Genomic DNA, 26,946 nt, shown 5'->3' with positions numbered 1-26,946 from the left:
TTCCCTGTTTAACTGAAACGTTACTCATGCCCGTCATTGCAATGGCGGGCATTTTTACATGGATGGTAGAAAATGCCTGCATTGAGTAAACCACTGAGCGAATTTGTTACTCTTGATAAGCACTTATCTCCTCGCGGTATCCATTTTGATTTACCGGCTGGCACCATTATCTTGCCGGAAGACAAAAAGACAGAAGACTATACCCTCGTTATCTCACAAGGCTCGGTTTCTATTAACCGCAATCCGGGCAATATCATGTTTGGCATGTCGCAAAGCCCGGCGATTTTTGGCCTTGTCGGTGCCATTATGAAGATCCAGCAGGACTACACCATTACGACCGAAAGCGATTGTCGCGGCTATTATCTGCCCGTGCAGGATACGCTACATTGTCTGACGCGCTATCAGCTTTGGCGTGAAGCGCTCTATTGGGTGACCTGGCAACATCGTATGCTGGAAATACGTGACGCGCAGTTGATTGGCTCCAGCAATTATCAACAGATCCGCAGTACGTTGCTGGTGATGGCGAAGTGGAATGATAATTTGCGCGCAAGGGTGGGCGTGATGAGGTTTATCCAGCACAGAACGAATATCTCGCGCTCGGTCATTGCCGAAGTACTCTCCGCTCTGCGTAAGGGAAATTATATCCAGATGGAAAAGGGCAAACTCGTCAGCATCACGCGTTTGCCCTACGACTATTAAGAACCAGGAACGGGCAGTGGCTGATTACCGCTAAGTTCCGTCACCAGATTATTGATACCGTCGCTCATATTGACGAATCGGGTAAGCGGAGAACGGGTGACGACGACAAAAGCGCCCACGTTTTCCTGCGGGATCATTGCCATGTAGGTAATAAATCCACCGCCGCCGCCCGTTTTCTGAATAATTCCGGGGCGACCGTTTTTGGGCGACATATAGACCCATCCCAGACCCAACGCATCCGCCTTACCGGGCACATCCATACCTACAACCCGTGTAAGCTGATTACGCTGATAAATCAACGTCTGCATCCGATCTGCCTGATTACTGCGATGATAGAAATCAGAAGACAAATACTGTTGCATCCAGCGCATCATATCACCAGGTGTGGAATACACTCCGCCGCTGCCGACTGCAGCCAGCGTGTTGTTGCACGGGCTGGCACCTTTCTCGGCAACCATCAAACGACGGCACTGATCCGGCGACGGCGTAAAGGTCGTATCTTTCATGCCCAGAGGGCGACTGATTTGCTCTTCAAACAGCTGTGAATAAGGCTTACCGGCGGCATTGCCCAGTGCATCGGCCAGCAGGTCGAAGGCCAGATTCGAATAGCTGGCCTGTGTACCCGGTGCGGATTTCAGCGTTGCATTATTCAGATAAGACCAGCGTTGCGACTGAGTCGGCCAGACAAACACCGGGCGATGCGCCGCGCCGCCCGGCTGCTCTCGCGGTAGACCGCTGGTGTGCGTGGCGAGGTTGACCAGGCGAATTGGCGAGCCCTGGTAGGTCGGCACATGCGCGCCAGGTGGGGCGTACTTGCTTAACGGATCGTCAAGCTTCACCACGCCCTGGTCGAGCAGCTTCACCAGCATCTCGCTGGTCATCAGCTTGGTCAGCGACGCGATACGAATCACAGAATCTAACTGTGGATGCACATTGTTGCCTGGGCGGGTTTCACCAAAGCTGCGGAAAACGCGCTGGTTTCCATCGATAACCACCAGAGCCATCCCCGTGGCGCCGCTGCCGTAAAAGATATGGTTAGCATAGCGGTCGACAATGTCAGAAGCGAAAACGGGGTCGGCGATGGGCTGAGCCGCCTGGACCGATGTCAATGACGCCACGCAGAGCGCGGCAGAAAAAAGCAGACTACGTTTCAACGAAGGCATCCATAAATGAAAGGGGAGAACAGTGCTTACTTATATACACCGTGAATTGGCACCTGAGAAAGCACCATTAAACGCTATCATAGCGGGAAAAACGTAACGGTGAGTAACCGTAGATATGAAACTTTGTATTGAAGACACACTTTTGTGATCCGTCGCGTATGATAGATAAGATGAATATTCCATCCGTGTCGCTGAATACGGTTAAAAATTGAGTCAAACCGTTATGGAAACCTCGTTACAACTGAAATATCGTTAAGGCGATTTTGCACCTTTCACCGGCGAACTAAGCGCCTGTTTATCGGTCTCATTGTGCGGTTATCTCTCGTTTTTACGTGGTATCCCTTTGGTTGCAGCACATGCTGCGACAGGACTTGTGTTGTACACAGCAAACGCCAGAACCATAAGAAGTTAGCAGGAGAGCATTATGTTTAAGTCTTTTTTCCCCAAGCCGGGGCCTTTTTTTCTCTCGGCCTTTATTTGGGCGTTGATTGCCGTCATTTTCTGGCAAGCGGGTGGAGGAAGCTGGCTGCTGAACCTGGTTCATGCGTCGAAGGATGTGCCGATTAGCGCAGCCCGCTTCTGGTCGCTGAACTATCTGGTGTTCTATGCTTTCTACGCGGTTTGTGTCGGGCTCTTCGCGCTCTACTGGTTTGTGCGCAGCCCACATCGCTGGCAGTACTGGTCGGTATTGGGTACCGCGCTGATTATTTTCGTCACCTGGTTTTTGGTGGAAGTGGGCGTGGCGGTCAACGCCTGGTATGCCCCGTTCTGGGATCTCATCCAACAGGCGCTGACCTCGCCAAATAAAGTCTCCATTAACCAGCTCTATCAGGAAGTTGGTATTTTCCTTGGCATTGCTCTGATTGCCGTCACCGTCGGGGTGCTTAATAACTTCTTTGTCAGTCACTACGTCTTCCGCTGGCGTACCGCAATGAACGAACACTATATGGCGCACTGGGATCACCTGCGTCATATCGAAGGTGCCGCGCAGCGTGTGCAGGAAGACACCATGCGCTTTGCCTCCACGCTTGAAGATATGGGTACCAGCTTTATCAACGCCATCATGACGCTGATTGCCTTCCTGCCGGTGCTGGTTACGCTCTCGGCCCACGTGCCGTCGCTGCCAATTCTTGGCAGTATTCCATATGGTCTGGTGATTGCCGCGATCATCTGGTCGCTGATGGGCACCGGGCTGCTGGCGATTGTCGGTATAAAACTGCCTGGACTGGAGTTTAAAAACCAACGTGTGGAAGCGGCGTATCGTAAAGAGCTGGTCTATGGGGAAGATGATGAAACCCGCGCCACGCCGCCAACCGTGCGTCAACTGTTCAGCGCCGTGCGCCGTAACTATTTTCGTCTCTATTTCCACTATATGTATTTCAACATTGCCCGTATCCTGTATCTTCAGGTCGATAACGTTTTCGGTTTATTCCTGTTGTTCCCATCGATTGCCGCTGGTGCAATCACGCTGGGCCTGATGCAGCAGATCCTCAACGTATTCGGTCAGGTGCGCGGCTCGTTCCAGTATCTGATTAGCTCCTGGACGACGCTGGTGGAATTGATGTCCATCTACAAACGTCTGCGCAGTTTCGAGCACCAGTTGGATGACAAAGATCTCCAGGAAGTGACCCACACATTCAGTTAATTTCTACAAGGAAGCCGCACGATGACGCCAGTATCACGTTATGTCTCACTCCCGTTAACGTTGCTGGCGGGGCTGATATTAAGCGCGTGTACCAGCCAACAGACACCGACGCTGAAGAAGGGGGAGAAGCCCGTTGATGTGGCGTCGGTGGTGCGGCAAAAAATACCGGCCAGCGTGAAGGAGAGAGATGCCTGGGCGCAGGCGCTGGCAAAAACCTTCGAAAGCCAAAAGCTGGCACCGACAAAAGAGAACATCTGTTCGGTGCTGGCGGTGGCACAGCAGGAATCGAACTATCAGGCAGATCCCGCCGTACCAGGGTTAAGTAAAATCGCCTGGCAGGAAATTGACCGTCGCGCCGAGCGTATGCATGTGCCGCTGTTTCTCGTACATACCGCCCTGAAAATCACCTCGCCAAACGGTAAAAGTTACAGCGAGCGGCTGGACAACGTGAAAACAGAAAAACAGCTGAGCGCGATTTTTGACGACTTTATCAATATGGTGCCTATGGGGCAGACGCTGTTTGGCTCGCTGAACCCGGTACATACGGGGGGGCCAATGCAGGTGAGCATTGCTTTTGCCGAGGCACATACGCGTGGTTATCCGTGGAAAATGGACGGCACCGTACGTCAGGAAGTCTTCAGTCTGCGCGGTGGGTTATGGTTCGGCACGTATCATTTGCTGAACTATCCAGCCAATTACACTGCCTCTATTTACCGATTTGCAGACTTCAACGCGGGTTGGTACGCCAGCCGTAACGCCGCATTCCAGTATGCGGTTAGTAAAGCAACCGGGGTTAAGCTGGCGCTGGATGGTGATTTAATCCGCTATGACAGCGATGAGGCGGGGAAAACCGAGCTTGCGGTACGTAAGCTTGCTGACAAACTGTCGATGAGTAATGATGAAATCCATCGCCAGTTGAAAAAGGGCGACAGCCTGGCGTTTGAAGAAACCGAGCTTTATAAAGGCGTGTATAAAATAGCGCAGCAGAAAACCGGCAAAACGCTGGTGAAAGAGATGCTGCCAGGTATTCAACTGGAAAGCCCGAAGATCACGCGAAATCTCACCACGGCGTGGTTTGCGAAACGCGTCGACGACCGTCGGGCGAAGTGTATGGCGAACTGATATTAGCGCTGGCGACGCCAGCGCATCACTAACGCCACGAAGCCTAAAATCGCACAACCGCCCAGAAACGGCACCAGACCAAACAGGGTACCGACAGCAAGCCCCATTTCTACACGCGGGCGACCCGTATCCTGCATTTGCATCAAATGCTCATAAACGCCAGGCGCGTGCACCAGCAGGTTGAGCAATTGCGCGCCGGCCCAAAAGCAGAGCAGGACAAACACCACGTAGGCGACGTTACCCGGCGCGGAAGAGGCGCTTTTTTTCCCATTAAGGATGAGCTTTGACAAGGCGAAATCTGTCATAAAGACCTCCCGGACTTCATTACATGACCGTGATACTGGCATGAGTGTGACAGCCTTCCTCAATGTGCAGTATAAGAATTATGGTAATTTCGGTTAAGGATTCGTCCTGGATTGCGCGGAGTTGTGTCACGATCACAAATTAAGAATGTAAACATTTTACTAACATTCCGTAATTGCTGTTTACACCACAGATGCGCGGCGAGAGATATGTGAAAATGCTTTTTTTATCTCCGGAGCCGTTATGAATTTACCTGCTAAAATTCGCCGTGACTGGCACTACTATGCGTTCGCTATCGGTCTGATTTTTATTCTTAACGGCGTGGTTGGCTTGCTGGGTTTTGAAGCGAAAGGCTGGCAGACCTACGCGGTTGGGATGGTCACGTGGGTGATTAGCTTCTGGCTGGCGGGGTTAATTATTCGCCGCCGCCCGGAGGACGACGGCGCACAAGAGGGGGCTAACTAGCCCCTTACATCGAGGTTTTAAGGGCGCTGTCGGCCTGATGGCGTTCCAGTGCCAGCTCAATCAAACGCGTAATCAGCGAGGTGTAATCCAGCCCGCTCGCCTGCCACAGTTTTGGATACATGCTGATGTTGGTGAAACCTGGCAGCGTATTAATTTCGTTAATGACGACTTCATTTTCGGCTGTCAGGAACACATCGACGCGTGCCATGCCGCTGCAACCCAGCGTCTGATACGCCTGCACGGCAACATCGCGAATTTTATCGTTGATATTGGCCGGAATCGCCGCCGGAACAACCACTTTCGCGCCGTTATCATCAATGTATTTAGTGTCGTAAGCGTAGAACTCGCTGTTCAGTACAATTTCGCCGCAGGTGCTGGACTGCGGTTCATCATTGCCCAGCACGGCGCATTCGATCTCCCGGCCTTTAATGCCCTGTTCAACCACCACTTTGTGGTCAAACTCAAAGGCCAGCGCCACGGCCTGTTGATATTGCGCTTCGCTGTTGACCTTGCTGACGCCGACGGAAGAGCCCTGGTTGGCAGGTTTTACAAACAGCGGCAGGCCCAGTTTCGCTTCTACTTCCGCAAACGAAATACGGTTACGGTTGCTGCGCGTCAGGGTAATAAACGGCGCGATAGCCAGCCCGGCGTCGCGCAGCAGTCGCTTGGTGATGTCTTTGTCCATGCAGGCGGCAGAACTCAGCACATCGGAACCCACAAACGGCAGATTCGCCACCCGCAGCATACCCTGCAGGGAGCCATCTTCGCCGAGTGTGCCGTGCACAATCGGGAAAATAACGTCAATGGCGCCCAGTGGCTGACCGCTCTCGGCGTTGATCAACTGCTGCGAGGTTTTTCCTGGAATTTGCGCCAGCGTCACATCAGAGTGGCGAAGGGCGATTTTTGCCGGGTCCTGCGCATTCAGCAAATAGTTTTGCGCATCGTTTATGTGCCACTGTCCCTGCTTATCAATGCCCAGCAGTACCACGTCAAAGCGTGTTTTATCAATGGCTTCAACGATATTCTTAGCCGACTGCAGCGACACTTCGTGCTCTGCTGATTTCCCGCCGAAAACAATCCCAACCCGCAACTTCGCCATCTTTAATTCCATCCGTTCCAAACGCAAAACACATAACATACCACGTGATTTCCGGGCTATCTGCCATAATCTTTAACTTTATTGCAGGCAGGAGAGCCGATGAAAATCATGCGCTGGCTGGTATTTGCGGGGCTTATCGCTCTTGGCTATGGGGGCTATCAGATGCTGCCATCCTGGTACAATCCATTTACGCCGTTAATGCTTAACGATCCGCCGGGGCTGGTCACGCGCTGGAAGCTGAAAGCGATTACGGATGCGCAGTGTCAGACGCTGCTGGACGAGGCAAATCAGCAAAAACTTATCAGCACACAGCGAGTGGCACCGAGCGGTGGCGCGTGCCCGCTCACGGATGTGGTACAGGTGCGTGATTTTGGCACGGTGAAGCTAAGCAATCGCTTTCTCGCCAGTTGCCGCCTGGCACTGAGCAGCGCGTTATATGTGGAACAGCAGGTTAAGCCACTTTCCCGGAAAATGTTAAACAGCGAAGTGACGCGCATTGATCATCTGGGGAGTTTTGCCTGTCGCAATATTTATCATCGAGCCGACGGCCCGCTGAGCGAACATGCCACGGCAAATGCGTTGGATATCAGCGCGTTCCATCTGGAGAATGGCAAACAGGTTAGCGTGCTGAAGGGCTGGAATCAGCCGCAAACCCAACCGTTCCTGCAAACGCTTTTGGCCTCAAGCTGCCAGTATTATGGAAATGGGCTTGGGCCAAACTATAACGCCGCGCACGCCAATCATTTTCATCTCGGTATGCGCGGCTACGGGCTTTGCCGCTAAGCATAACTCTCTTTTTGGTGGGAATTAAAACGTGAGATCGTTCACAGAAAATAGCAAATCAATGATAAAACCCTAAACTCACCGCGAGCGCATCTCTGACAATACCGACTGCCATACAACTTGCTACCCTGTGCACTTGTCCGCATAAGTGAACGAAAACGCGTCGTTATGGAATCCTGGAAGGTTAATCTCATCTCTGTCTGGTTTGGCTGCTTCTTTACCGGCCTCGCCATCAGTCAAATTCTGCCCTTTTTGCCGCTCTACGTGGCGCAACTGGGCGTCACGTCTCATGAATCGCTCTCAATGTGGTCAGGGTTGACGTTCAGTATCACTTTTCTGGTTTCGGCGATTGTTTCGCCCATGTGGGGGAGCCTGGCGGATCGTAAAGGGCGCAAATTGATGCTACTGCGTGCGTCATTGGGTATGGCGATCGCCATTTTGCTGCAAGCCTTTGCCACCAACGTCTGGCAGCTGTTTATTCTGCGCGGCGTGATGGGGCTGACGTCGGGATATATCCCCAACGCGATGGCTCTGGTGGCTTCACAGGTGCCACGCGAGCGTAGCGGCTGGGCGCTGAGTACGCTCTCTACCGCGCAGATTAGCGGGGTCATTGGCGGGCCGTTGCTCGGTGGTTTCCTGGCGGATCATATGGGTCTGCGGATGGTCTTTTACATCACCGCGTTTTTGCTGATGATAAGTTTCCTGGTCACTCTGTTTTTAATCAAAGAGGGTGTGCGCCCTCAGAGCAGCAAAGCAGAGCGCCTGAGTGGCAAAGCAGTATTCGCTTCGCTGCCGTATCCGGGGCTGGTGATAAGTCTGTTTGTCACCACCATGGTGATCCAACTGTGTAACGGATCGATTGGCCCGATTCTGGCCTTGTTTATTAAATCGATGGCACCGGACAGTAACAATATCGCGTTCCTGAGCGGGATGATCGCCGCGGTACCGGGCGTATCGGCGCTGATCTCCGCGCCACGGCTTGGCAAGCTGGGCGATCGCATCGGCACCGCGCGCATTCTGCTGGCGACATTGTGCTTTGCGGTGGTGCTGTTTTTCGCCATGTCGTTTGTGACCACGCCATTCCAGCTTGGCGTGCTACGCTTTTTGCTCGGCTTTGCCGATGGCGCGATGCTGCCTGCGGTGCAGACGCTGCTCCTCAAGTACATCAGCGAGCGCGTAACCGGGCGAATTTTCGGCTACAACCAATCGTTTATGTATTTAGGCAACGTTGCCGGGCCGCTCATCGGGGCGTCTGTCTCTGCGATGGCGGGTTTTCGCTGGGTGTTTGTGGCCACGGCGATTATCGTGCTGATTAATATCTGGCAACTGATGGTGATGCTGCGGCGCAGTAAAACCGTGCGGTAGTCAATTCCGAACTTGTACGGCCCCCTCGCCCCTTCGGGGAAAGGGGGAATAGGTCGAACTACTCAGCCCACACATTTTGACGCTTCAGCTCCGCATTAACCTTGTTGTTAATCTCCTCCAGTAATCCCGGAATATCGCTATTACAGTCGGCGTAAATTTTATTAAATCCATCTGCCGTTATCTGGCGCACCGGGATCCAGTTCGGAATTTGCGGCATATAGCGCCCATCTTTCGCGTAAGTTTGCGCGAAGACTGCCCATTTAGGATCGGGATGATAATCAGCGATTGCCAGCTTTTTGTTCACCGGTAACCTGACGACAGGCATTGAGCTACTGTGTACCGCCATGCCAATTTCCTGCCCTTCAGGTGAAATCATAAATTCGAGAAACTTCATCGCGGCCGCTTTGTGCTGGCTGGTTTTCATCAGGAATGCGGTGGTACCTTCCGTCATTGAAGTTGTGCCTCCCGGCCCGGCTGGCGGTGGCTCTACCGTGTAGGCCGCTTTACCCGGATCTTTATCAAACAGGGCGATGTGATACGGGCCAGAGGAGTACATTCCACTTTGACCTGAGCGATAAGAGGTGTTCGCGTCGGCGGTGGTCTGATTGATTGCGCCCGGTTGCGATACACCTTCACAAACCATGCTGCGCATAAAGGTCATTGCTGTGACGGCCTCTTTGCTATCGAGCGCGCCCTTAAATTTGCCGGGTTGCGTCGCGACCAGATAGTTGCCGCCTGCCTGCCAGAGGTAAGAAGAGGAGAACGAACTGGCGTAACCGCGCGTAGTGGCGAGCGGCATCACAAAGCCATAGGTGTCGTTTTTGCCATTGCCATCCGGGTCATCGAAGGTAAACGCGTGCGCGACTTTTTTTAGTTCATCCCAGGTGGTTGGGGCTTTCATACCGAGTTTATTCAGCCAGTCCTGGCGGATAAACAGAGCATAAGTATGTGCTGAGGTGGGAACGCCATAATATTTGCCGTCGGGCAGTTGTGTTGATTTCCAGGCTGCCTCATAAACATCCGCGCCGTGTTTCAGTTTTGTCGGATCAATTTCATCAACAATCCCCAATTGCACCATCTGTCCAACAATAATGGCGTCATTAAATACGACATCCGGTAATGCATTTCCGGTAGCGGCGCGTGCCAGACGCTGCTCAAAATCGGTCACCGCATTGAAATATTTAATGGAAATGCCGGTCTGTTTTTCGAAAGTATTCGCCAGTTTTTGATAAATGACTTTGGAATCATTGCTGGCACGAATCCACACGTGAAGTTCTTCCGCTGAGGCGAAGTGTGAAAGCGAAAATAAAATAGCCAGACTCAGTGCTCTGGTACGGTATCGCATAGTGGAACTCCTGTTCTGTGTCGAAATAAAACATTGTTTCTATATTGCGGTGCGATATCGGGCGGCGGCAAGTGGGCCAAAAACCAGAGAAAATGTGACAGTAGTAAAACTATTTCCGAAAAATGTGAGCTGAAAGAGGGATTACGTTTTGATGACAGGATAAACGGCACAAAATATTTTTCTCATCACCAGAATATCTTTCATTTTTTATGACCGCTCACGTTTTTCCCTTGTGCAGCAGGGAATGACAACCATGATAAAAATGTAAAAATAGTGTCATCTCACTGTCATCTCACTTTTATACAGTCGCTTCGATTTTATTTATTTAGCGTTTTCATGGAGATGAGAATAATGAAATACAGCGCACTCTTTGTCGCGTTATTACCTCTGCTGGCAACCCCGATTATTCACGCAGAAACCACTGTCGCACCCGCGCTTGATAGCCGTGCAGCGCAGGGTGACATTACTGCCCCCGGTGGCGCGCGCCGTTTGAGCGGTGACCAGTCGGCGGCGCTGCGCGCGTCGATCATTGATAAACCGGCGAAAAACATAATTTTGTTGATTGGCGATGGTATGGGTGATTCCGAAATTACCGCTGCGCGCAACTACGCGCTGGGCGCGGGCGGTTTCTTTAAAGGTATCGATGCGCTACCACTGACCGGACAGTACACCCACTACGCGCTGGATAAAAAAACCGGCAAACCGGATTACGTCACTGATTCCGCTGCCTCCGCCACCGCATGGAGCACCGGTGTGAAAACCTATAACGGCGCGTTGGGCGTGGATATTCATGAGCAGCCGCATCAAACGCTGCTGGAGCTGGCAAAATCTGCGGGCCTGGCAACGGGCAATGTTTCAACCTCCGAATTGCAGGATGCGACCCCCGCGGCACAGATTTCTCACGTGACGTCACGTAAATGCTACGGCCCAAGTGTGACCACGGAAAAATGCCCGACGAACGCGCTGGAAAAAGGCGGGAAAGGCTCCATTACCGAGCAACTGCTGAACGCGCGTGCAGACGTCACGTTAGGCGGCGGTGCAAAAACCTTTGCTGAAACCGCCACCGCGGGCGAATGGCAAGGCAAAACCCTACGCGAGCAGGCGCAGGCGCGCGGCTACCAGCTGATAAGCGATGCCAGCGGACTGGCGAGTATCACCGTGGCGAATCAGGATAAACCCCTGCTGGGACTGTTCTCTGACGGCAACATGCCGGTGCGCTGGGAAGGGCCGAAAGCATCCTATCACGGTAACATTGATAAACCCGCCGTAACCTGCACGCCAAACCCGAAACGCAACGACAGCGTGCCGACGCTGGCGCAGATGACCGAAAAGGCCATTACGCTGCTGAGTAGCAACGAAAAAGGCTTCTTCTTGCAGGTGGAAGGCGCGTCGATCGACAAACAGGATCACGCGGCGAATCCGTGTGGACAAATTGGTGAAACGGTCGATCTGGACGAGGCCGTACAAAAAGCGCTGGCGTTCGCACAGAAAGACGGAAACACGCTGGTCATCGTCACCGCTGACCACGCGCACGCCAGCCAGATTGTCGCGCCGGAGACCAAAGCGCCGGGCCTGACCCAGGCGCTGAATACCAAAGACGGCGCGGTTATGGTAATGAGCTACGGTAACTCGGAAGAAGACTCGATGGAGCACACCGGTACGCAGGTGCGCATTGCCGCGTACGGCCCCCATGCGGCGAATGTCGTTGGCCTGACCGACCAGACCGATCTTTACTACACCATGAAGTCCGCGCTTGGTCTGTAATATTTCCACTATTTCCGACGGCTAAATAGCGCCGTCGGCTTGTTTTATTTCCGCCAGCGTTCAGAATTATTAGGATTGTCTTATATAAGGATGGTGCAATGAAACTCGCAATACTGGGTGCTTTTGTTTTTGGTCTCTGCTGTGTTTCTACCGCGGGGGCGGCAGATCAAACATTAACGCCGCAGCAGCAGCGCATGCGTGACTGTAATGCGCAGGCCACGGCGAAAACAATCAAAGGTGATGAGCGCAAAACTTACATGAGTGCATGCCTGAAAGGGCAGGATGCGGTGAAAGAGAAAGGTGTAACGCCTCAGCAGCAGAAAATGCGCGGATGTAATGCGAAAGCGACCGAGCAGTCATTAAAAGGCGACGACCGTAAGAAATTTATGAGCGCCTGCCTGAAAAAATCCGCTTAACGCAATCTCTTTTATGGCAAGAAAAACGCCCGGTAGAATTTTACCGGGCGTTTGTGTCTGATGAGAAATGCAACATTGCCTGATGCGCTACGCTTATCAGGCCTACAAGGTGTCTGCTAAATATTGCATTCGCAATGTTTTGTAGGCCGGATAAGGCGTTTGCGCCGCATCCGGCAAGAATAAAGCGCACGTTGGCAGCAATCTGAAACGCCCGGCCTTTTTTAGCCGGGCATTTTTATTTAGAGAATCAGGCTTTACTCATTTTCTCTGATTTATCCATGCAGGCTGCCATGGCTTCGATGACGGCTGAACGGAATCCTTTCTCTTCCAGTACGCGAACGGCTTCGATAGTCGTGCCGCCCGGCGAGCAGACCATATCTTTTAGCTCACCCGGATGTTTACCCGTTTCCAGCACCATTTTCGCGGAACCCATTACCGCCTGTGCGGCAAATTTATAGGCCTGCGCGCGCGGCATCCCCCCCACAACGGCCGCATCAGCCATCGCTTCGATAAACATGAACACATACGCCGGTGCGGAACCGCTGACGCCAACGACCGGATGAATCATCTGTTCGGCGATAATCTCGGCTTCGCCAAAACAGCGGAAAATGTTCAGTACATCGGCGGTATCTTCCGGCGTAACTAGCGCATTTGGCGTAACGGAGGTCATGCCTGCATTGACCAGCGACGGTGTGTTGGGCATCGCGCGGACGATTTTCCGATCGTGGCCGAGCGCGCGAGCCAGTTGATCCAGGGTGATGCCTGCGGCAATTGAGACCACCAAAGAATCTTTATTAAAACTGGATGCGACTTCGCTCAGTACTTTGATCATGATGCCTGGCTTCACGGCACCGAAGACGATGTCCGCCACCTGGGCGACTTCCTGTGCGCTTTCAGCTGCGTTAATACCGAACTGATCGTGCAGGGCGGCCACTTTATCCGGCGATGGGGTATAGACCCAAATCTGGCCCGGCAGCACCTGACCGCTGGCAATCAGGCCGCCAAGAATTGCTTTACCCATATTCCCGCAGCCGATGAAGCCAATCTTCTTGTCCATGATGTCTCCCATTGTGTGTTTTTTTATTAGTGTACCTTTATAGGCGATTTGTCGCGACGAGTAACCCGAACATTACGCGACAGCACGCGCCGGGCGTGTCATCATTGCGTACCGTTTTGCAAAATCAGGAGAGGTCATGACAATTTGGGTTGATGCGGACGCCTGTCCGAACGTTATCAAAGAGGTGCTGTTTCGTGCGGCGGAGCGTACCCAAACACAGGTGACACTGGTGGCGAATCAGTATCTGCGCGTGCCTCCCTCACGCTTTATTCGGGCGATGGTTGTGCCAAAAGGTTTTGACGTCGCGGATAACGAAATTGTGCGTTTGTGTGAGCCGGGCGACCTGGTGATTACGGCTGATATTCCGCTGGCGGCTGAAGTGCTGGAGAAGGGCGCGGCAGCGTTAAATCCACGCGGTGAGCGTTACAGCAATGCGACGATTCGCGAGCGTTTAACCATGCGTGATTTCATGGACACCCTGCGGGCAAGCGGCGTGCAAACCGGCGGGCCGGGCACGTTGAGCCAGCGCGACAGGCAGCAGTTTGCCGCGGAACTCGATAAATGGCTGCTGACGGCAAAACGTCCTTAACGTGAATTTCGTCACAAAAATGTGTTACCGTTTGCATCGTCTGCTGGCTTGTCAACGAAGCCTGCTTTCGTGTACATTTATCTAAACAATAAGTGACACTTTTTCTTTACGCCTTTGTGCGTGCTGTTTTCAGGCTAATTTGCGCCAGTTTGGCAAAGCCTGGATAGTGCTGTAACTCTACATTTACACTTACTTGTGTACTAGTTTGGTGATATCATTCTTAATTCAGATATGCGTCCCGCATCTTCACCGTTCCAGGGAGAACGCCAGGTCATGACTCAGCCTATTTTTTTGATTGGCGCGCGTGGTTGTGGAAAAACAACTATAGGTCAACGGCTTACCCATGCCTGTGATTTTCATTTTGTGGATACCGATCAGGTGCTGCAACAGCGGGCCGGCATGACGGTCGCCGATATTGTGGTGCGCGAAGGCTGGGCGGGATTTCGTGCCCGCGAGACGCAAACGCTGCAATCCGTCACCCAACCGGGTACGGTCGTGGCCACCGGCGGGGGGATTGTGCTGGCGGAAGTGAATCGTGATTTCATGCGTAAAAACGGCGTGGTCATATACCTTAATGCGCCAGTCTCCGTCCTGGCGGGCCGCCTTGAAGCATTCCCGGAAGCGTCCCAGCGTCCAACATTAACAGGCAAACCCATTAGCGAAGAAGTGGCAGATATTCTGGCGCAACGCGATGCGCTTTATCGCCAGACGGCCCATCACATTGTCGATGCCTCAGCCTGCCCGGATGACGTGGTTGAGCAAATTCTGACCGAACTGCGCCTGGCGCGCGCCTCCTGATTCTGGCATTGCCTATACTTAATGTTCTGACAGTCAACATAAGGAAGAGCAATGCCGACCAAGCCCCCCTATCCACGTGAAGCGCGAATCGAAACGGTAGAAAAAGGTGCAACGGATAAAACCGTCACCTGGTATCAGTTGCGGGCCGATCACCCCGAACCGAATACACTGATCAGTGAACACACGACGATGCAGGACGCGCTTGATGCCAAGCAGCGCTATGAAGATCCTTCCAAAAGCTAATTCCTCTCAATAAGGCCCTGGTAATAAAGTGGTTATTTCGGGCCTTAATCACACTTTTTACTTATCGCAACTGTTATTAAAAGGTTAAAGTTAAGTTATATCAGGAGCGTGCCGGAATCGTCCGGAACCTTTACATTCCGCCTGATAAATGAACTGCTACGCTTCTGAACGGTGTTTTTTCATCCATCCAGGTGGCTAAGTGGTTAAAAGAGCCGTGTGCAGGCAGTGGTTGTAAAGAAGGTACATAACATGAATACGACGTTGGCGATTCTGACGGTAGGGGTTGTACCCGTCAAAGAAGTATTGCCACTACTCACTGAGCACATCAGGGAAGATCAGATTACCCATAAGAGTTTGTTAGGGAATCTGAGTCGTGAGGAGGTTATGAAGGAGTATGGGGCGCAACCGGGAGAGGAGACTATCCTGGCGTTGCTTAACGATAATCAACTGGTGGAAGTCTCACGTTCGAAGATTGAGCGTGACCTGCAAGCCATTATTGAGGTACTGGATAATCAGCAGTATGACGTCATTTTACTGATGAATACGTTTAAGCTGGAGCATCTTGTTGCGCGCAACGCGATGCTCATCGAGCCTCAGCGGATTATTCCACCGTTAGTGGCGTCCATTGTAGAAGGTCATCAGGTTGGCGTGATTGTTCCCATTAAGGAGATCCTTCGCGCGCAACAGGAGAAGTGGCAGATTCTGCCCTCTGAACCCTACTACGAACTGGCAAACCCGATTCACGGCACCGATCTTGAACTGGTGACCGCCGGGGGAAAACTTATCGAGCAGGGCGCAGATGTATTGGTGCTTGACTGTTTAGGCTTCCATCAGCATCACCGTGATTTGTTACAAAAAGCGCTGGATGTCCCTGTTTTACTGTCAAATGTGCTGGTCGCCAGGCTGGCGGCAGAATTATTGGTTTAACACTCTGATTTCGCGTGACAGGCTTCTGTTCGCAACCCTATATTGAGTCATTAAACACAAGACAATAAGGGCCTGTTTATGCTTCAAAGCAATGAATACTTCGACGGAAAAGTGAAATCCATTGGTTTTACCAGCAGCAGCACCGGGCGCGCGAGCGTCGGCGTGATGGCGGAAGGCGAGTACACCTTCGGCACCGCGCAGCCGGAAGAGATGACGGTAGTCAGTGGTGCGCTGAATGTGTTGCTACCTGGTGCAACCGAGTGGCAAGTGTATACAGCTGGTGAAGTGTTCAACGTGCCCGGCAACAGCGAGTTCCATCTGGAAGTGGCGGAACCGACGTCTTACCTTTGTCGTTATCTGTAAGTGTGTCTCCTTCCTGCTGCGGCAGGAAGGAGATATGAAGCCTTAACGCTGTGCTTCCCCGCCTAACCCTTCCACCAGGCTCTTAATCAGAGCAGCCAGTTCCCCGGTCATCAGGATAAAATCAGCGTCAAAACGCGCGGCGTAGTCTTCTCTGTCGATATCTTCGTTCTGGTCACGCAGTTCATCGCTGAACTTCAAACGTTTAATTGAACCGTCGTCGCACATCACGAACTGAATACGTTGCTGCCAGTCGAGCGCCAGTTTGGTCACCAGCTTACCGGCTTCGATATGTACCGCGATCTCATCGCAGACCAGATCCTGTTTCTTCGCGCGGATCACGCCGCCATCTTCGAGGATAGCTTTCAGCTCAGCTTCGTCGAGGATCTGGAAGCTTTGCGCCGCCGAGCCGGAACGTACCCATTCGGTCAGCGTCAGTTCGATCGGGTTTTCCATCGTCAGCGGGACAACCGGCAGTGAACCCAGGCTTTTACGCAGCAGGGCAAGGGTGTCTTCCGCTTTTTTCGCGCTGGCGCAGTCGACCATAATCAGACCGTTCACGGTGTCGATCCACATCATCGTCTGGCTAAAACGGCTAAAGGCACGAGGCAGCAGAGAGTGCAGCACTTCGTCTTTTAGCGAATCTTTCTCGGTTTTTTTCAGCTTACGGCCCTGATCGGCTTCCAGCTTGTGGATCTTCGCTTCCAGCGCCTGTTTCACCACCGGAGACGGCAGGATCTTCTCTTCTTTACGGGCGCAAATAATAATCTGGCCGTTGGCCGTGTGGGTCAACGCATCGCTTTGCGACGATCCCATCGGCGGAACCCAACCGGTTTTCGCCATGTCCTGGCTTCCGCACGGGGTGAAAGTCCATTCAGCGAGCTGTTTTTCCATCTCTTCGGCGCGCAAAGAAATGTCGCGGCTGAGACGATAAACCATTAAATTTTTGAACCACAGCATGATATTTCCCACGGCTTTATCGTTAAATTCAGCGGGCATGATAACGAATTGTCTCTATGCTTGCATTGTTAATCGGGGAATTTCAGAAGGAGCGTTCTGTGCGTATTGGGATTGATCTGGGCGGTACAAAAACGGAAGTCATTGCGCTAAGCGACAAGGGAGAGCAGCTGTTCAGGCATCGCTTACCCACGCCGCGTGACTATCGGGAAACGATTGAAAACATTGCTCATTTGGTGGAAATGGCGGAAGAGGCGACCGGGCAAATCGGCACGGTGGGGATAGGTATTCCCGGCTCGATTTCGCCCTACACCGGGGTGGTGAAAAACGCGAACTCCACGTGGCTGAACGGGCAGCCGTTTGATAATGATCTCAGCGAGCGTCTGAGCCGGGAAGTGCGCCTGGCCAACGATGCTAACTGCCTGGCGGTGTCCGAAGCGATTGACGGCGCGGCGGCGGGGGCACAAACGGTGTTTGCGGTGATTATTGGTACCGGCTGCGGCGCAGGCGTGGCGATTAACGGGCGCTCGCACATTGGCGGTAACGGCACGGCGGGCGAGTGGGGGCATAATTCGCTACCGTGGATGGACGACGACGAGCTGCGCTATCGCGCTGAAGTGCCGTGCTATTGCGGAAAGCAGGGCTGTATTGAGACCTTTATTTCCGGTACCGGCTTTGCGACCGATTATCATCGGCTGAGTGGAAAAGCGCTGAAAGGACGCGAGATCATGCTGCTTGTAGAAGAGGGCGATGTGCTGGCGGAACAGGCGTTTAGTCGTTATGAGCAGCGCCTGGCGAAATCGCTGGCGAACGTGGTGAATATTCTCGATCCGGATGTGATTGTGCTGGGTGGCGGGATGAGCAACGTTGACCGTTTGTACAAAACGGTGCCGGAATTAGTGAAACCATGGGTGTTTGGCGGTGAATGTGAAACGCCGATTCGTAAAGCGGTGCACGGTGATTCCAGCGGCGTGCGCGGCGCGGCGTGGTTGTGGCCGTTGTAGGGGGGAATTGTGCGCGCATTTCCCCCTCACCCTAACCCTCTCCCTCGAGGGAGAGGGAACCGATGGTGCCAGAGTTTAAGTGGGTGAGGTTTTCTCCCTCACCCTGTGGGAGAGGGCCGGGGTGAGGGCATCGGTGCGCACATTTCCCCCCCTCACCCTAACCCTCTCCCTCGAGGGAGAGGGAACCGATTGTGCCAGAGTTTATGTAGGTGCGGTTTTCTCCCTCTCCCTGTGGGAGAGGGCCGGGGTGAGGGCATCGGTGCACACATTTCCCCCCCTCACCCTAACCCTCTCCCTCGAGGGAGAGGGGACCGACCGTGCCAGAGTTTAAGTGGGTGCGGTTTTCTCCCTCTCCCTGTGGGAGAGGGGCGGGGTGAGGGCATCGGTGCGCGCATTTTCCCCCTCACCCTAACCCTCTCCCTCAAGGGAGAGGGAACCGATGGTGCCAGAGTTTAAGTGGGGGCGGTTTTCTCCCTCTCCCTGTGGGAGAGGGCCGGGGTGAGGGCATCAGCGCGCACATATCCCCCTCACTCCACCGCAAACACCTTATCCAGTCTGCTATACCCCAGCCCGTTAATTTTCTTCACTTTTATCTGCACCGGAATGCGCTCTTTCATCGCCTCTACGTGGCTAATCACGCCAATGATTTTGCCGCTGGCGTTGAGCGCGTCCAGCGCGTCCAGCGCCGTGTCGAGGGTTTCGCTGTCCAGCGTGCCAAACCCCTCGTCAAGAAACAGCGAATCGATACGCGTTTTGTGGCTCACCAGGTCAGAAAGCGCCAGCGCCAGCGCCAGGCTGACGAGGAAACTTTCGCCGCCGGAGAGGGTTCGCGTGTCGCGCACCGCGTCTGCCTGCCAGGTGTCGACCACTTCCAGTTCCAGCGCTTCACTGGCTTTACGTTGCAACAGATAGCGCCCGTGCAGGCGGCTAAGCTGGTCATTCGCCAGCCACACCAGATTATCCAGCGTCAGCCCCTGGGCGAATTTACGGAATTTATCGCCCTCTCTGGAGCCAATCAGCGCGTTCAGGTGCGCCCAGTCTTCTACCTGCGCGCTGGCTTTTTCAATCTCCAGCAGCAGGTTTTGTTGCTGGCGGCGGTTCTCTTCATCCTGTTTCACTTGCTGGCGAAGCTCGCCCTGACGAGCGCTGTTCTCGCGTAATTGTTGGGACAGGTGCGATAGATGAGTTTGTACCTGCTCAAGCGCGGTATCATCGCTGAGCGTCGTTGGGCGTTGAGCCAGATGACGTTGCAGGGCATTTTGCGCCTGCGTATCCAGCGTGCGGCACTGCTGAAGCTTGCTCTCAAGCGACACTTTCAGTTGCTCCAGACGCTCACGCTCAGGCAGTTCCAGCAACGCCGCCTGAAACGCCGCGCGATCGCTGAACGGTGATTCCGCCAGTGCCTGATCAAATTCGCGCTCGGCCTGTTGCAGGCGCGCTTTTTCCAGTGCTTCCTGCTGCGACAAGGTTTGCCACTGGCTGGCGAGCGAGATGCAATCGTTGTGGATCTGCTGCCATCCCTCCAGCGACACGGGTGTTGACTCTTCGATTTCACACACAGGCAGCGTATCCAGCAACGGCTGAAGCTGAGCGAGTTTTTGCTGCGTTTCACCGTGCTGCGTCTGCTGGCTTTGCCAGAGCCGGCTTTCCTCTTCGCGCGCCGCCAGCCAGACGTTCTCTTCGCCGGAAAGTGGTGCTGTGAGCGAAAGCGTCGTCAGTTGAGCCTGCAACGCTTCGCGGCGCTGGCTGAGTTCGTTCTGCGCCAGCGTAATCTGCTGCTGAAGGTCGGTTATCTGCTGCTGTAAATTCAGCCGTTGACTGTGCTGATAAAGCTGCTGTTCGTACTCTTCCTGTGTGCCAAGCCACTCGCTAATCGCTTCCTCAGCGCGAAGCGTCACGCCTAACGCGGCCGTTACGTCCTGCCATTGTGATGTAAGTGCTTGCTCCTGCTGAGAAAGAGACTCCAGCTCGCTTTCTTCAACCTGCTGTTGTTTTTGCAGGGCATCCTGCTGGCCGCGCAGGGTTGCACCTTCTTCTGCCAGACGTTTGACGTCGCGCTCCAGTTCATCGCGACGCGCCTGATTGACACCGGGCGTCAGCGCCTGGTATTGCGCAATCGCCGGATGTTCGGTGGCACCGCACAATGGGCAGGCGCAACCGGGTTGCAGCCTGGCGCGTTCGGCTTCCAGACGCACAATCGTCGCTTCCATCTCGCATAATGCACGCACATCGCTCAGTTGCTGGTTTTGCACTTTATAGCGCTGGCGGCGATCGGTCAGCTCTGCGGTCAGTTTTTCCAGTTGCTGGCGGCGATTATCCTGCGCTTCAGCCAACTGTTGACGCCGTTTTTGCAGCGGAAGAAAACGTGCATGCAACGTAGTGAGCTGCTGGCGCAGCGGGCGGGCAGCGCTGTGCGCGTTAATGGCGTCGCTGGCTTCGGCAAGATTTAGCGTAAGCGTGGAGGCCGGTAACTGGGCAAGCTGTTTTTCCAGGGTACTCAGGCGCTGCTGGTTGTTCTGCAACTGTGCGCTTTCTCGCGCCTGTAAAACAAATGCCGCGCGCCAGCCGGTGAGTTCGCTGCCCCAGTGTGCAAAACGCTTGTTCTCCTCAAGCCATTGGTTTAGCTGAGTTTGCGTCTGCTGCAACCCGCGCATCTGTTCGATAGCCGTGGCGCGGATGCGGTTACGGCGGGTGGTTGCTTCATGTAAGCGAGCATTTACTTGCAGCGTCTGCTGCTGGGTTCTGGCGAGGGTTGCGGCTTGTTCCTGAAGATGTGTCCAGCGTGGGCGCAGAAGTTCCGCCGGTTGGGCACGGCTGAGCGTTTCCAGCTGGGGTTGCGCTGTCGCCAGAGCCTGCTCTGCGGCGGCAAGCGCTTCTCGGGCGGTATGCGTTTCGCGCGTCAGTTCATTCTGACGCAGCAACCACTGTTGCTGATGTTGTGCGATCGTCTGCTGCTCCAGTGCGGCTTTCTCTTCGAGAGTAAGCGCCTGCAAACTTCCCTGTAGTGACTGTTGCTGCTCTTCACTCAGCAGCACCATCCCGGAGGATTGCGCCTGGAGTTTCTCCAGCTCGGTGCGTGCCTGTTTATGTTTTTCAAAAACTTGCGCCGAAATTCGCCCATAAATTTCCGTGCCGGTGAGTTCTTCCAGCAGCTCGGCGCGTTCTTTGGGACGTGCATTAAGGAACGCGGCGAACTGCCCCTGTGACAGCAACATCGACCGGGTAAAGCGACCGTAATCCAGCCCGCTCAACGACGCGATAAGCTCGAGCTTATCTTTGACTTTATCGGCCAGAATTTTGCCGTCATCGCGGCGCGCCAGTTCAACGCGCGGTGCCTGCAGGTTGCCATCCGGCTGATTGCGCGCGCGGTTCTGGCTCCAGAACGCGCGATAGGCCACGCCCTGCACTTCAAACTCAACTTCCGCCAGACATTCAGCGGTGTCGCGGGTCATCAGATCGTTTTGTGATTGCGACACCGTGTTGAGGCGCGGCGTTTCGTGATACAGCGCGAGGCAAATGGCGTCCAGCAGAGTGGTTTTTCCCGCGCCTGTGGGGCCGGTGATGGCGAACAGACCGTTGCTGGCAAACGGTTCGGCGGTGAAATCGATTTTCCACTCGCCCTTCAGTGAGTTGAGATTCTTCAGGCGCAGGCTGAGGATTTTCATGGCTGCGGCTCCTCATCAAGCGAGTGAACGGTGAGATCAAACAGCGCTTTCAGGCGCGCCTGCCGGGATTCTTCTAGCGTTTCCAGCGCCAGACGACGCTGGAAAACCTCTTCAACTTCCAGTTCGCTTAGGGTTTCACGCAGGCTGTTGTCCAGAATGCGCTGACGCTGTTCGCGACTGCGGCGAACCAGCAACACATCAACGGGCAAATCATCGGTAATGACCTGGATTTTACGCTGAATATCATGCAGATACTCATCGCTGGTGATTTCAATATCCAGCCAGACCGGGGGCTCTGACGGGGCATCGCGATACTGTGCCAACTGGCTGCTGATGCTGTCAAAGTCGCCCTTAATGACCGCCAGCGGTTGCGTAGCGGGCACGTCGAGTGGCGTCACGTCCTGAAGTTTACCCTCGACAAAGGTCACCTGATTGACGCTTTTGCTTTTCCCCGTTTCATCAAAGCTGAGCGGGATAGGTGAGCCGCAGTAGCGAATATGTTCGCTGCCGCCGATTTTCTGCGCGCGGTGAATATGCCCCAGCGCGATGTAATCGGCAGGCGGGAAGTTTTGCGCCGGAAACGCATCCAGTGTGCCAATATAAATATCACGCACGGCATCGCTTTTGCTGGCACCCACGGTGGTCAGGTGACCGCTGGCGATTATCGGCAGCGGGCGATCGCCACGCAGTGCGCAGGCCTGCTGATATTGTTTCTGATAGTAGTCAGTAATGGTTTCCAGTAAATGCTGCTGTTTTTCCGCACCGGAAAGCCCGGCCTGGCTGACGACGATATCGCGCGGACGCAAAAATGGCACCGGACAGAAAACAGCGCCAGGCGTGCCGTCGCGGCGGTTGAGAATAAAAGGTTCATGCCCGGCGCTGGCGATCACCGTGGTATTGAGAAACGACAAAATATCGCGGGATTCATTCAGCGTGGCGACGGAATCATGATTTCCGGCAAGCACCACCAGATGACAGCCGGTTTGTTGCAGATTTACCACAAAGCGGTTGTAGAGTTCGCGCGCATAGCTTGGCGGCGAGCCGGTATCAAAGATATCGCCCGCCACAATAATGGCGTCTACCTGTTCGCGTTGCGCGGTCTCCAGCAGCCAGTTCAGAAACGCATCGTGTTCTGCGGCACGGCTTTTACTGTAAAAATTCTGGCCTAAGTGCCAGTCTGAAGTGTGAAGAATTCGCATCGTCGTCCCTGTGGGAAAAAAGCATAGCCGGGATTATACATTCCCCGACCGCAGGATCGACGGGTGTATTCCGCGAGTGTCATATTTCGTAAAGCGCCATCATTTTACGGTCATGTTTTTCATAAAACTGTCATAAATCTGACGCATAATGACGCCGAATGTATACTGATGGCTAAAAAAACAGGGCATAAAATGGCGAGACGCATTCTGGTCGTTGAAGATGAAGCACCCATCCGCGAAATGGTCTGTTTCGTGCTGGAGCAAAACGGTTTCCAGCCGATTGAGGCGGAAGATTATGACAGTGCGGTGAATCAGCTCAATGAACCCTGGCCCGATCTGATTTTGCTCGACTGGATGCTACCGGGCGGCTCAGGGCTACAGTTTATCAAACATCTCAAGCGTGAAGCGCTGACCCGCGATATCCCGGTCATGATGCTGACGGCGCGCGGTGAAGAAGAGGATCGCGTACGCGGTCTGGAAACCGGCGCGGATGACTACATTACCAAACCCTTTTCCCCGAAAGAGCTGGTGGCGCGGATCAAAGCGGTGATGCGGCGTATCTCTCCGATGGCGGTGGAGGAGGTGATTGAGATGCAGGGCCTAAGCCTTGATCCTACCTCGCATCGCGTTATGACCGGCGAAAATCCGCTCGATATGGGGCCAACCGAATTCAAACTGCTGCACTTCTTTATGACGCACCCTGAACGCGTCTACAGCCGTGAGCAATTGTTGAACCATGTCTGGGGCACCAACGTCTATGTGGAAGATCGCACGGTGGATGTGCATATTCGCCGCCTGCGCAAAGCGCTGGAACAGAGCGGCCACGATCGTATGGTGCAAACCGTTCGCGGCACGGGCTACCGTTTTTCGGCTCGTTTCTGAATGTTGACAGGAGTGTGACGCGTGCTGGAACGGCTGTCATGGAAAAGACTCGCCTTTGAGCTTTTCTTGTGTTGTCTCCCGGCCCTGATATTAGGGCTTATTATTGGCCATCTTCCCTGGTTTCTGCTGGCGGCAGTGACCGGGCTGTTGATTTGGCATTTCTGGAATCTTCTGCGTCTTTCCTGGTGGTTATGGGTCGATCGCAGCATGACGCCGCCGCCGGGGCGCGGTAGCTGGGAACCGCTGCTCTACGGTCTGAACCAGATGCAGTTGCGTAATAAAAAACGCCGCCGTGAACTGGGTAATCTGATTAAACGCTTTCGTAGCGGCGCAGAATCACTGCCCGATGCGGTGGTGTTGACCACAGAAGAGGGCGCAATCTTCTGGTGTAACGGCCTGGCGCAACAACTGCTTGGTCTGCGCTGGCCGGACGATAGCGGGCAAAATATTCTTAACCTGTTGCGTTATCCGGAATTTACGCAGCATCTTAAGCAACGCGAGTTTCTTAAACCGCTGCATCTGGTGCTCAATAATGGGCGTCATCTGGAAATCCGTATCATGCCTTATACCGACCGGCAGCTGCTGATGGTGGCGCGCGACGTCACCCAAATGCACCAGCTGGAAGGCGCACGGCGCAACTTCTTTGCCAACGTCAGTCATGAACTGCGTACGCCATTGACGGTTTTGCAGGGCTATCTTGAGATGCTTCAGGAGCAGGTACTGGAAGGCGCGACGCGTGAAAAAGCCCTGCATACGATGCGTGAACAGACGCAGCGTATGGAAGGGCTGGTGAAGCAATTACTGACGCTATCGAAAATTGAAGCCGCGCCGACCCTTACCCTCAATGAAAAAGTGGATGTACCGATGATGCTGCGGGTGGTTGAGCGGGAAGCGCAAACGCTAAGCCAGGGCCAGCATGAACTCCATTTTGAAATTGATGAGGCATTGAAGGTGCTGGGCAATGAAGATCAACTGCGCAGTGCGGTGTCAAACCTGGTTTATAACGCGGTGAACCATACGCCCGCCGGCACGAAAATCACCGTGCGCTGGCAGCATGCGCCGCACGGTGCGCTGTTTAGCGTCGAGGACAACGGGCCTGGCATTGCGGCGGAACATCTTCCCCGTTTAACCGAGCGTTTTTACCGGGTGGATAAAGCGCGCTCCCGGCAAACTGGCGGCAGCGGCTTAGGCCTGGCGATTGTGAAACATGCGTTAAATCATCATGATAGCCGCCTGGATGTTGAAAGCCAGCCAGGAAAAGGAACACGCTTTAGTTTCCTGCTGCCGGAACGTTTAATTGCCACATAAAGCGCCAGATTAAGCACTTGTCACGATGAGTTTCCACAGACCAGCTTCGGCTGGTCTGTTTGCTTTGCAGTCAATTTCCCATCGGATATTTTATGAACAACTGGCGCTTTTTTGTTCGCATGATCAGCCATGTGTTTTTCCTATATCTGGTTAATCGTTCCAGGTTTGTATTTAGTATTAGTATAATCGTCTGGTTTTGCGATCCCATATTGCTTTAAAACGTTATAAGCGTTTAAATTGCGCCTAATGCAGTAGGAATCAGACTGTATTTACGTAGCAAATCAAAAAACTATTCTTCCTCACGCTACGAAGGGAGCATATCCCGCTGAGTTTGTTGCTTGTTTCCTCTGAAAGATTCCGTTGGAGCGAGCGCAAAGTTTTTTATTTGTACAACACCACATCCACAGGCAGTAGTTACATATGACCCATCAGTTAAAAACACGCGATATCATCGCTCTGGGCTTTATGACCTTTGCGTTGTTTGTCGGCGCTGGCAACATTATTTTCCCTCCAATGGTTGGTTTACAGGCGGGCCCGAACGTCTGGATCGCCGCGCTCGGCTTTTTAATTACCGCAGTCGGTCTGCCTGTGTTGACCGTTGTCGCGCTGGCAAAGGTCGGCGGTGGTGTTGATAGCCTCAGTACGCCAATCGGTAAAGTCGCAGGTGTTCTGCTGGCAACCGTTTGTTATCTCGCTGTTGGCCCGCTCTTTGCGACGCCGCGTACCGCGACTGTCTCCTTTGAAATCGGTATTGCCCCGCTGACGGGTGATGGTGCGATGCCGCTGTTTATCTACAGCCTGGTCTATTTTGCGCTGGTCATTCTGGTTTCCCTCTATCCGGGCAAACTGCTCGATACCGTCGGCAACTTCCTGGCACCAATGAAAATTCTGGCGCTGCTGGTGCTTTCCGTGGCGGCGGTTATCTGGCCGGCCGGCCCTATCAGTCATGCCCTTGAAGCGTATCAAACGGCACCGTTTTCTAATGGTTTCGTGAATGGTTATCTGACTATGGATACTCTTGGCGCGATGGTATTTGGGATCGTAATCGTGAACGCGGCCCGCTCCCGCGGCGTGACCGAGGCTCGCTTGCTGACTCGCTATACCATTTGGGCTGGCCTGATGGCCGGCGTTGGCCTGACGCTGCTGTACCTGGCGTTGTTCCGCCTGGGCTCCGATAGCGCGCTGCTGGTTGATAAGAGCGCAAACGGCGCGGCGATTCTGCATGCTTATGTGCAGCATACCTTCGGCGGAGCGGGTAGCTTCCTGCTGGCGGCGCTGATCTTTATCGCCTGTCTGGTTACCGCTGTTGGCCTGACCTGTGCGTGCGCGGAATTTTTCGCGCAGTATCTGCCGCTCTCTTATCGCTCGCTGGTGTTTATTCTGGGTATCTTCTCGATGGCGGTCTCCAACCTGGGGCTGAGCCATCTGATTCAGATCTCCATTCCGGTGCTGACGATGATCTATCCGCCCTGTATCGCACTGGTTGTATTAAGCTTTACCCGCGGTTGGTGGCATAATTCGACTCGCGTAATTGCACCAGCGATGTTTATCAGCCTGATGTTTGGTATCCTTGACGGCATCAAAGCATCGGCCTTCGCTGATGTGCTGCCTGGCTGGACGGCGCGTCTGCCGATGGCGGAGCAAGGCCTGGCCTGGCTGCTGCCGACGGTGATAATGGCGGTTCTGGCGATTATCTGGGACCGTGCCGCAGGCCGACAGGTAACGTCTAACGCGCATTAATTTTCGCGCGATAACAACATGTTCAACCACGGGACTTCGCGTCCCGTG

General features: G+C 53.8%; 25 protein-coding genes. 17 read left to right on the top strand and 8 right to left on the bottom strand.

All coding sequences use genetic code 11. From position 1 onward, the window contains the following. The first annotated feature begins 72 nt into the window (after positions 1-72). Positions 73-699 (top strand): helix-turn-helix domain-containing protein, encoded by a 627-nt coding sequence (locus tag DBY68_RS07405; RefSeq protein ID WP_108474775.1) that lies wholly within the window; start codon positions 73-75, stop codon positions 697-699. On the opposite strand, the gene ampH is transcribed toward DBY68_RS07405, so the two are convergent. Then, positions 696-1,853, bottom strand: a complete 1,158-nt coding sequence (gene ampH, locus DBY68_RS07400) for a D-alanyl-D-alanine-carboxypeptidase/endopeptidase AmpH (protein WP_108474776.1) — start codon at positions 1,851-1,853, stop codon at positions 696-698. The genes DBY68_RS07405 and ampH overlap by 4 nt on opposite strands. Positions 1,854-2,286: 433 nt before the next feature. Here ampH and sbmA point away from each other — a divergent pair, with 433 nt between their 5' ends. Both sbmA and DBY68_RS07390 read left to right on the top strand, forming a co-directional pair. Continuing rightward, the gene (sbmA, locus tag DBY68_RS07395) at positions 2,287-3,507 is read left to right on the top strand and encodes a peptide antibiotic transporter SbmA (RefSeq protein WP_108474777.1); all 1,221 of its coding nucleotides are present in this window, start codon (positions 2,287-2,289) and stop codon (positions 3,505-3,507) included. Between the two features lie 21 nt (positions 3,508-3,528). Beyond that, positions 3,529-4,629: a DUF1615 domain-containing protein gene (locus DBY68_RS07390; RefSeq protein ID WP_108474778.1), complete on the top strand. Its 1,101-nt coding sequence runs from the start codon at positions 3,529-3,531 to the stop codon at positions 4,627-4,629. 2 nt (positions 4,630-4,631) lie between these two features. Here DBY68_RS07390 and DBY68_RS07385 read toward each other — a convergent pair whose 3' ends face one another. Beyond that, positions 4,632-4,934: a DUF2755 family protein gene (locus tag DBY68_RS07385; protein WP_108474779.1), complete on the bottom strand. Its 303-nt coding sequence runs from the start codon at positions 4,932-4,934 to the stop codon at positions 4,632-4,634. A gap of 241 nt (positions 4,935-5,175) precedes the next feature. On the opposite strand from DBY68_RS07385, the gene DBY68_RS07380 reads away from it, so the two are divergent. Next, entirely contained in the window at positions 5,176-5,397 is a 222-nt protein-coding gene (locus DBY68_RS07380; protein ID WP_108474780.1) for a DUF2754 domain-containing protein, read from the top strand. 4 nt (positions 5,398-5,401) lie between these two features. On the opposite strand, the gene ddlA is transcribed toward DBY68_RS07380, so the two are convergent. Further along, complete coding sequence (gene ddlA / locus DBY68_RS07375; protein WP_108474781.1) at positions 5,402-6,496, bottom strand: D-alanine--D-alanine ligase; 1,095 nt, start codon at positions 6,494-6,496, stop codon at positions 5,402-5,404. A gap of 99 nt (positions 6,497-6,595) precedes the next feature. On the opposite strand from ddlA, the gene DBY68_RS07370 reads away from it, so the two are divergent. Both DBY68_RS07370 and DBY68_RS07365 read left to right on the top strand, forming a co-directional pair. After that, positions 6,596-7,279, top strand: coding sequence for an extensin family protein (locus DBY68_RS07370; RefSeq protein WP_108474782.1), 684 nt, complete (start codon positions 6,596-6,598; stop codon positions 7,277-7,279). A gap of 168 nt (positions 7,280-7,447) precedes the next feature. Next, entirely contained in the window at positions 7,448-8,644 is a 1,197-nt protein-coding gene (locus DBY68_RS07365) for a multidrug efflux MFS transporter (RefSeq protein ID WP_108474783.1), read from the top strand. A gap of 58 nt (positions 8,645-8,702) precedes the next feature. On the opposite strand, the gene DBY68_RS07360 is transcribed toward DBY68_RS07365, so the two are convergent. After that, the gene (locus DBY68_RS07360; protein WP_108474784.1) at positions 8,703-9,989 is read right to left on the bottom strand and encodes a sugar ABC transporter substrate-binding protein; all 1,287 of its coding nucleotides are present in this window, start codon (positions 9,987-9,989) and stop codon (positions 8,703-8,705) included. Between the two features lie 336 nt (positions 9,990-10,325). Between DBY68_RS07360 and phoA the strand changes: the two genes are divergently transcribed. Further along, positions 10,326-11,753, top strand: a complete 1,428-nt coding sequence (gene phoA, locus DBY68_RS07355; RefSeq protein ID WP_199538655.1) for an alkaline phosphatase — start codon at positions 10,326-10,328, stop codon at positions 11,751-11,753. 98 nt (positions 11,754-11,851) lie between these two features. Then, complete coding sequence (locus DBY68_RS07350) at positions 11,852-12,169, top strand: PsiF family protein (protein ID WP_108474786.1); 318 nt, start codon at positions 11,852-11,854, stop codon at positions 12,167-12,169. Between the two features lie 247 nt (positions 12,170-12,416). Here the strand turns inward: DBY68_RS07350 and proC are convergent, their stop codons facing one another. Further along, entirely contained in the window at positions 12,417-13,226 is an 810-nt protein-coding gene (proC, locus tag DBY68_RS07345; RefSeq protein WP_108474787.1) for a pyrroline-5-carboxylate reductase, read from the bottom strand. Positions 13,227-13,362: 136 nt separating this feature from the next. Between proC and DBY68_RS07340 the strand changes: the two genes are divergently transcribed. The 5 genes from DBY68_RS07340 (at position 13,363) to ppnP (ending at position 16,146) form a co-directional block, all read left to right on the top strand. Beyond that, entirely contained in the window at positions 13,363-13,815 is a 453-nt protein-coding gene (locus tag DBY68_RS07340; RefSeq protein WP_108474788.1) for a YaiI/YqxD family protein, read from the top strand. Positions 13,816-14,088: 273 nt separating this feature from the next. Next, positions 14,089-14,613, top strand: a complete 525-nt coding sequence (gene aroL / locus DBY68_RS07335; protein ID WP_108474789.1) for a shikimate kinase AroL — start codon at positions 14,089-14,091, stop codon at positions 14,611-14,613. 51 nt (positions 14,614-14,664) lie between these two features. After that, positions 14,665-14,856 carry a YaiA family protein gene (locus DBY68_RS07330; protein ID WP_108474790.1) on the top strand — a complete coding sequence of 64 codons (192 nt, stop codon included), beginning with the start codon at positions 14,665-14,667 and terminating at the stop codon, positions 14,854-14,856. A 249-nt stretch (positions 14,857-15,105) separates the two neighbouring features. Further along, complete coding sequence (locus DBY68_RS07325) at positions 15,106-15,783, top strand: AroM family protein (RefSeq protein ID WP_108474791.1); 678 nt, start codon at positions 15,106-15,108, stop codon at positions 15,781-15,783. Between the two features lie 78 nt (positions 15,784-15,861). After that, the gene (gene ppnP / locus DBY68_RS07320) at positions 15,862-16,146 is read left to right on the top strand and encodes a pyrimidine/purine nucleoside phosphorylase (protein ID WP_015965634.1); all 285 of its coding nucleotides are present in this window, start codon (positions 15,862-15,864) and stop codon (positions 16,144-16,146) included. Positions 16,147-16,188: 42 nt separating this feature from the next. Here the strand turns inward: ppnP and rdgC are convergent, their stop codons facing one another. Further along, positions 16,189-17,103, bottom strand: a complete 915-nt coding sequence (gene rdgC / locus DBY68_RS07315) for a recombination-associated protein RdgC (RefSeq protein ID WP_108474900.1) — start codon at positions 17,101-17,103, stop codon at positions 16,189-16,191. Positions 17,104-17,201: 98 nt separating this feature from the next. On the opposite strand from rdgC, the gene mak reads away from it, so the two are divergent. Next, complete coding sequence (gene mak / locus DBY68_RS07310) at positions 17,202-18,104, top strand: fructokinase (RefSeq protein WP_199538654.1); 903 nt, start codon at positions 17,202-17,204, stop codon at positions 18,102-18,104. Positions 18,105-18,631: 527 nt separating this feature from the next. On the opposite strand, the gene sbcC is transcribed toward mak, so the two are convergent. Together sbcC and sbcD are read right to left on the bottom strand one after the other, a co-directional pair. After that, positions 18,632-21,769: an exonuclease subunit SbcC gene (sbcC, locus tag DBY68_RS07300; protein WP_108474793.1), complete on the bottom strand. Its 3,138-nt coding sequence runs from the start codon at positions 21,767-21,769 to the stop codon at positions 18,632-18,634. Beyond that, positions 21,766-22,968: an exonuclease subunit SbcD gene (gene sbcD / locus DBY68_RS07295; RefSeq protein ID WP_108474794.1), complete on the bottom strand. Its 1,203-nt coding sequence runs from the start codon at positions 22,966-22,968 to the stop codon at positions 21,766-21,768. The genes sbcC and sbcD overlap by 4 nt, the downstream gene beginning before the upstream one ends. A 192-nt stretch (positions 22,969-23,160) precedes the next feature. Between sbcD and phoB the strand changes: the two genes are divergently transcribed. From phoB to brnQ, 3 genes are all read left to right on the top strand, one after another. Further along, complete coding sequence (phoB, locus tag DBY68_RS07290; protein ID WP_108474901.1) at positions 23,161-23,850, top strand: phosphate response regulator transcription factor PhoB; 690 nt, start codon at positions 23,161-23,163, stop codon at positions 23,848-23,850. A gap of 21 nt (positions 23,851-23,871) precedes the next feature. Continuing rightward, positions 23,872-25,158: a phosphate regulon sensor histidine kinase PhoR gene (gene phoR / locus DBY68_RS07285; protein ID WP_108474795.1), complete on the top strand. Its 1,287-nt coding sequence runs from the start codon at positions 23,872-23,874 to the stop codon at positions 25,156-25,158. 420 nt (positions 25,159-25,578) lie between these two features. Then, positions 25,579-26,898 (top strand): branched-chain amino acid transporter carrier protein BrnQ, encoded by a 1,320-nt coding sequence (gene brnQ / locus DBY68_RS07280; RefSeq protein WP_108474796.1) that lies wholly within the window; start codon positions 25,579-25,581, stop codon positions 26,896-26,898. Positions 26,899-26,946 lie beyond the last annotated feature (48 nt).

This window comes from Pseudocitrobacter sp. RIT415, assembly GCF_003057695.2.
Taxonomy (GTDB): Bacteria; Pseudomonadota; Gammaproteobacteria; order Enterobacterales; family Enterobacteriaceae; genus Pseudocitrobacter; species Pseudocitrobacter faecalis.
Note: the sequence above shows the minus strand (reverse complement) of the source record. Positions and strands in the feature narration are given on the sequence as shown.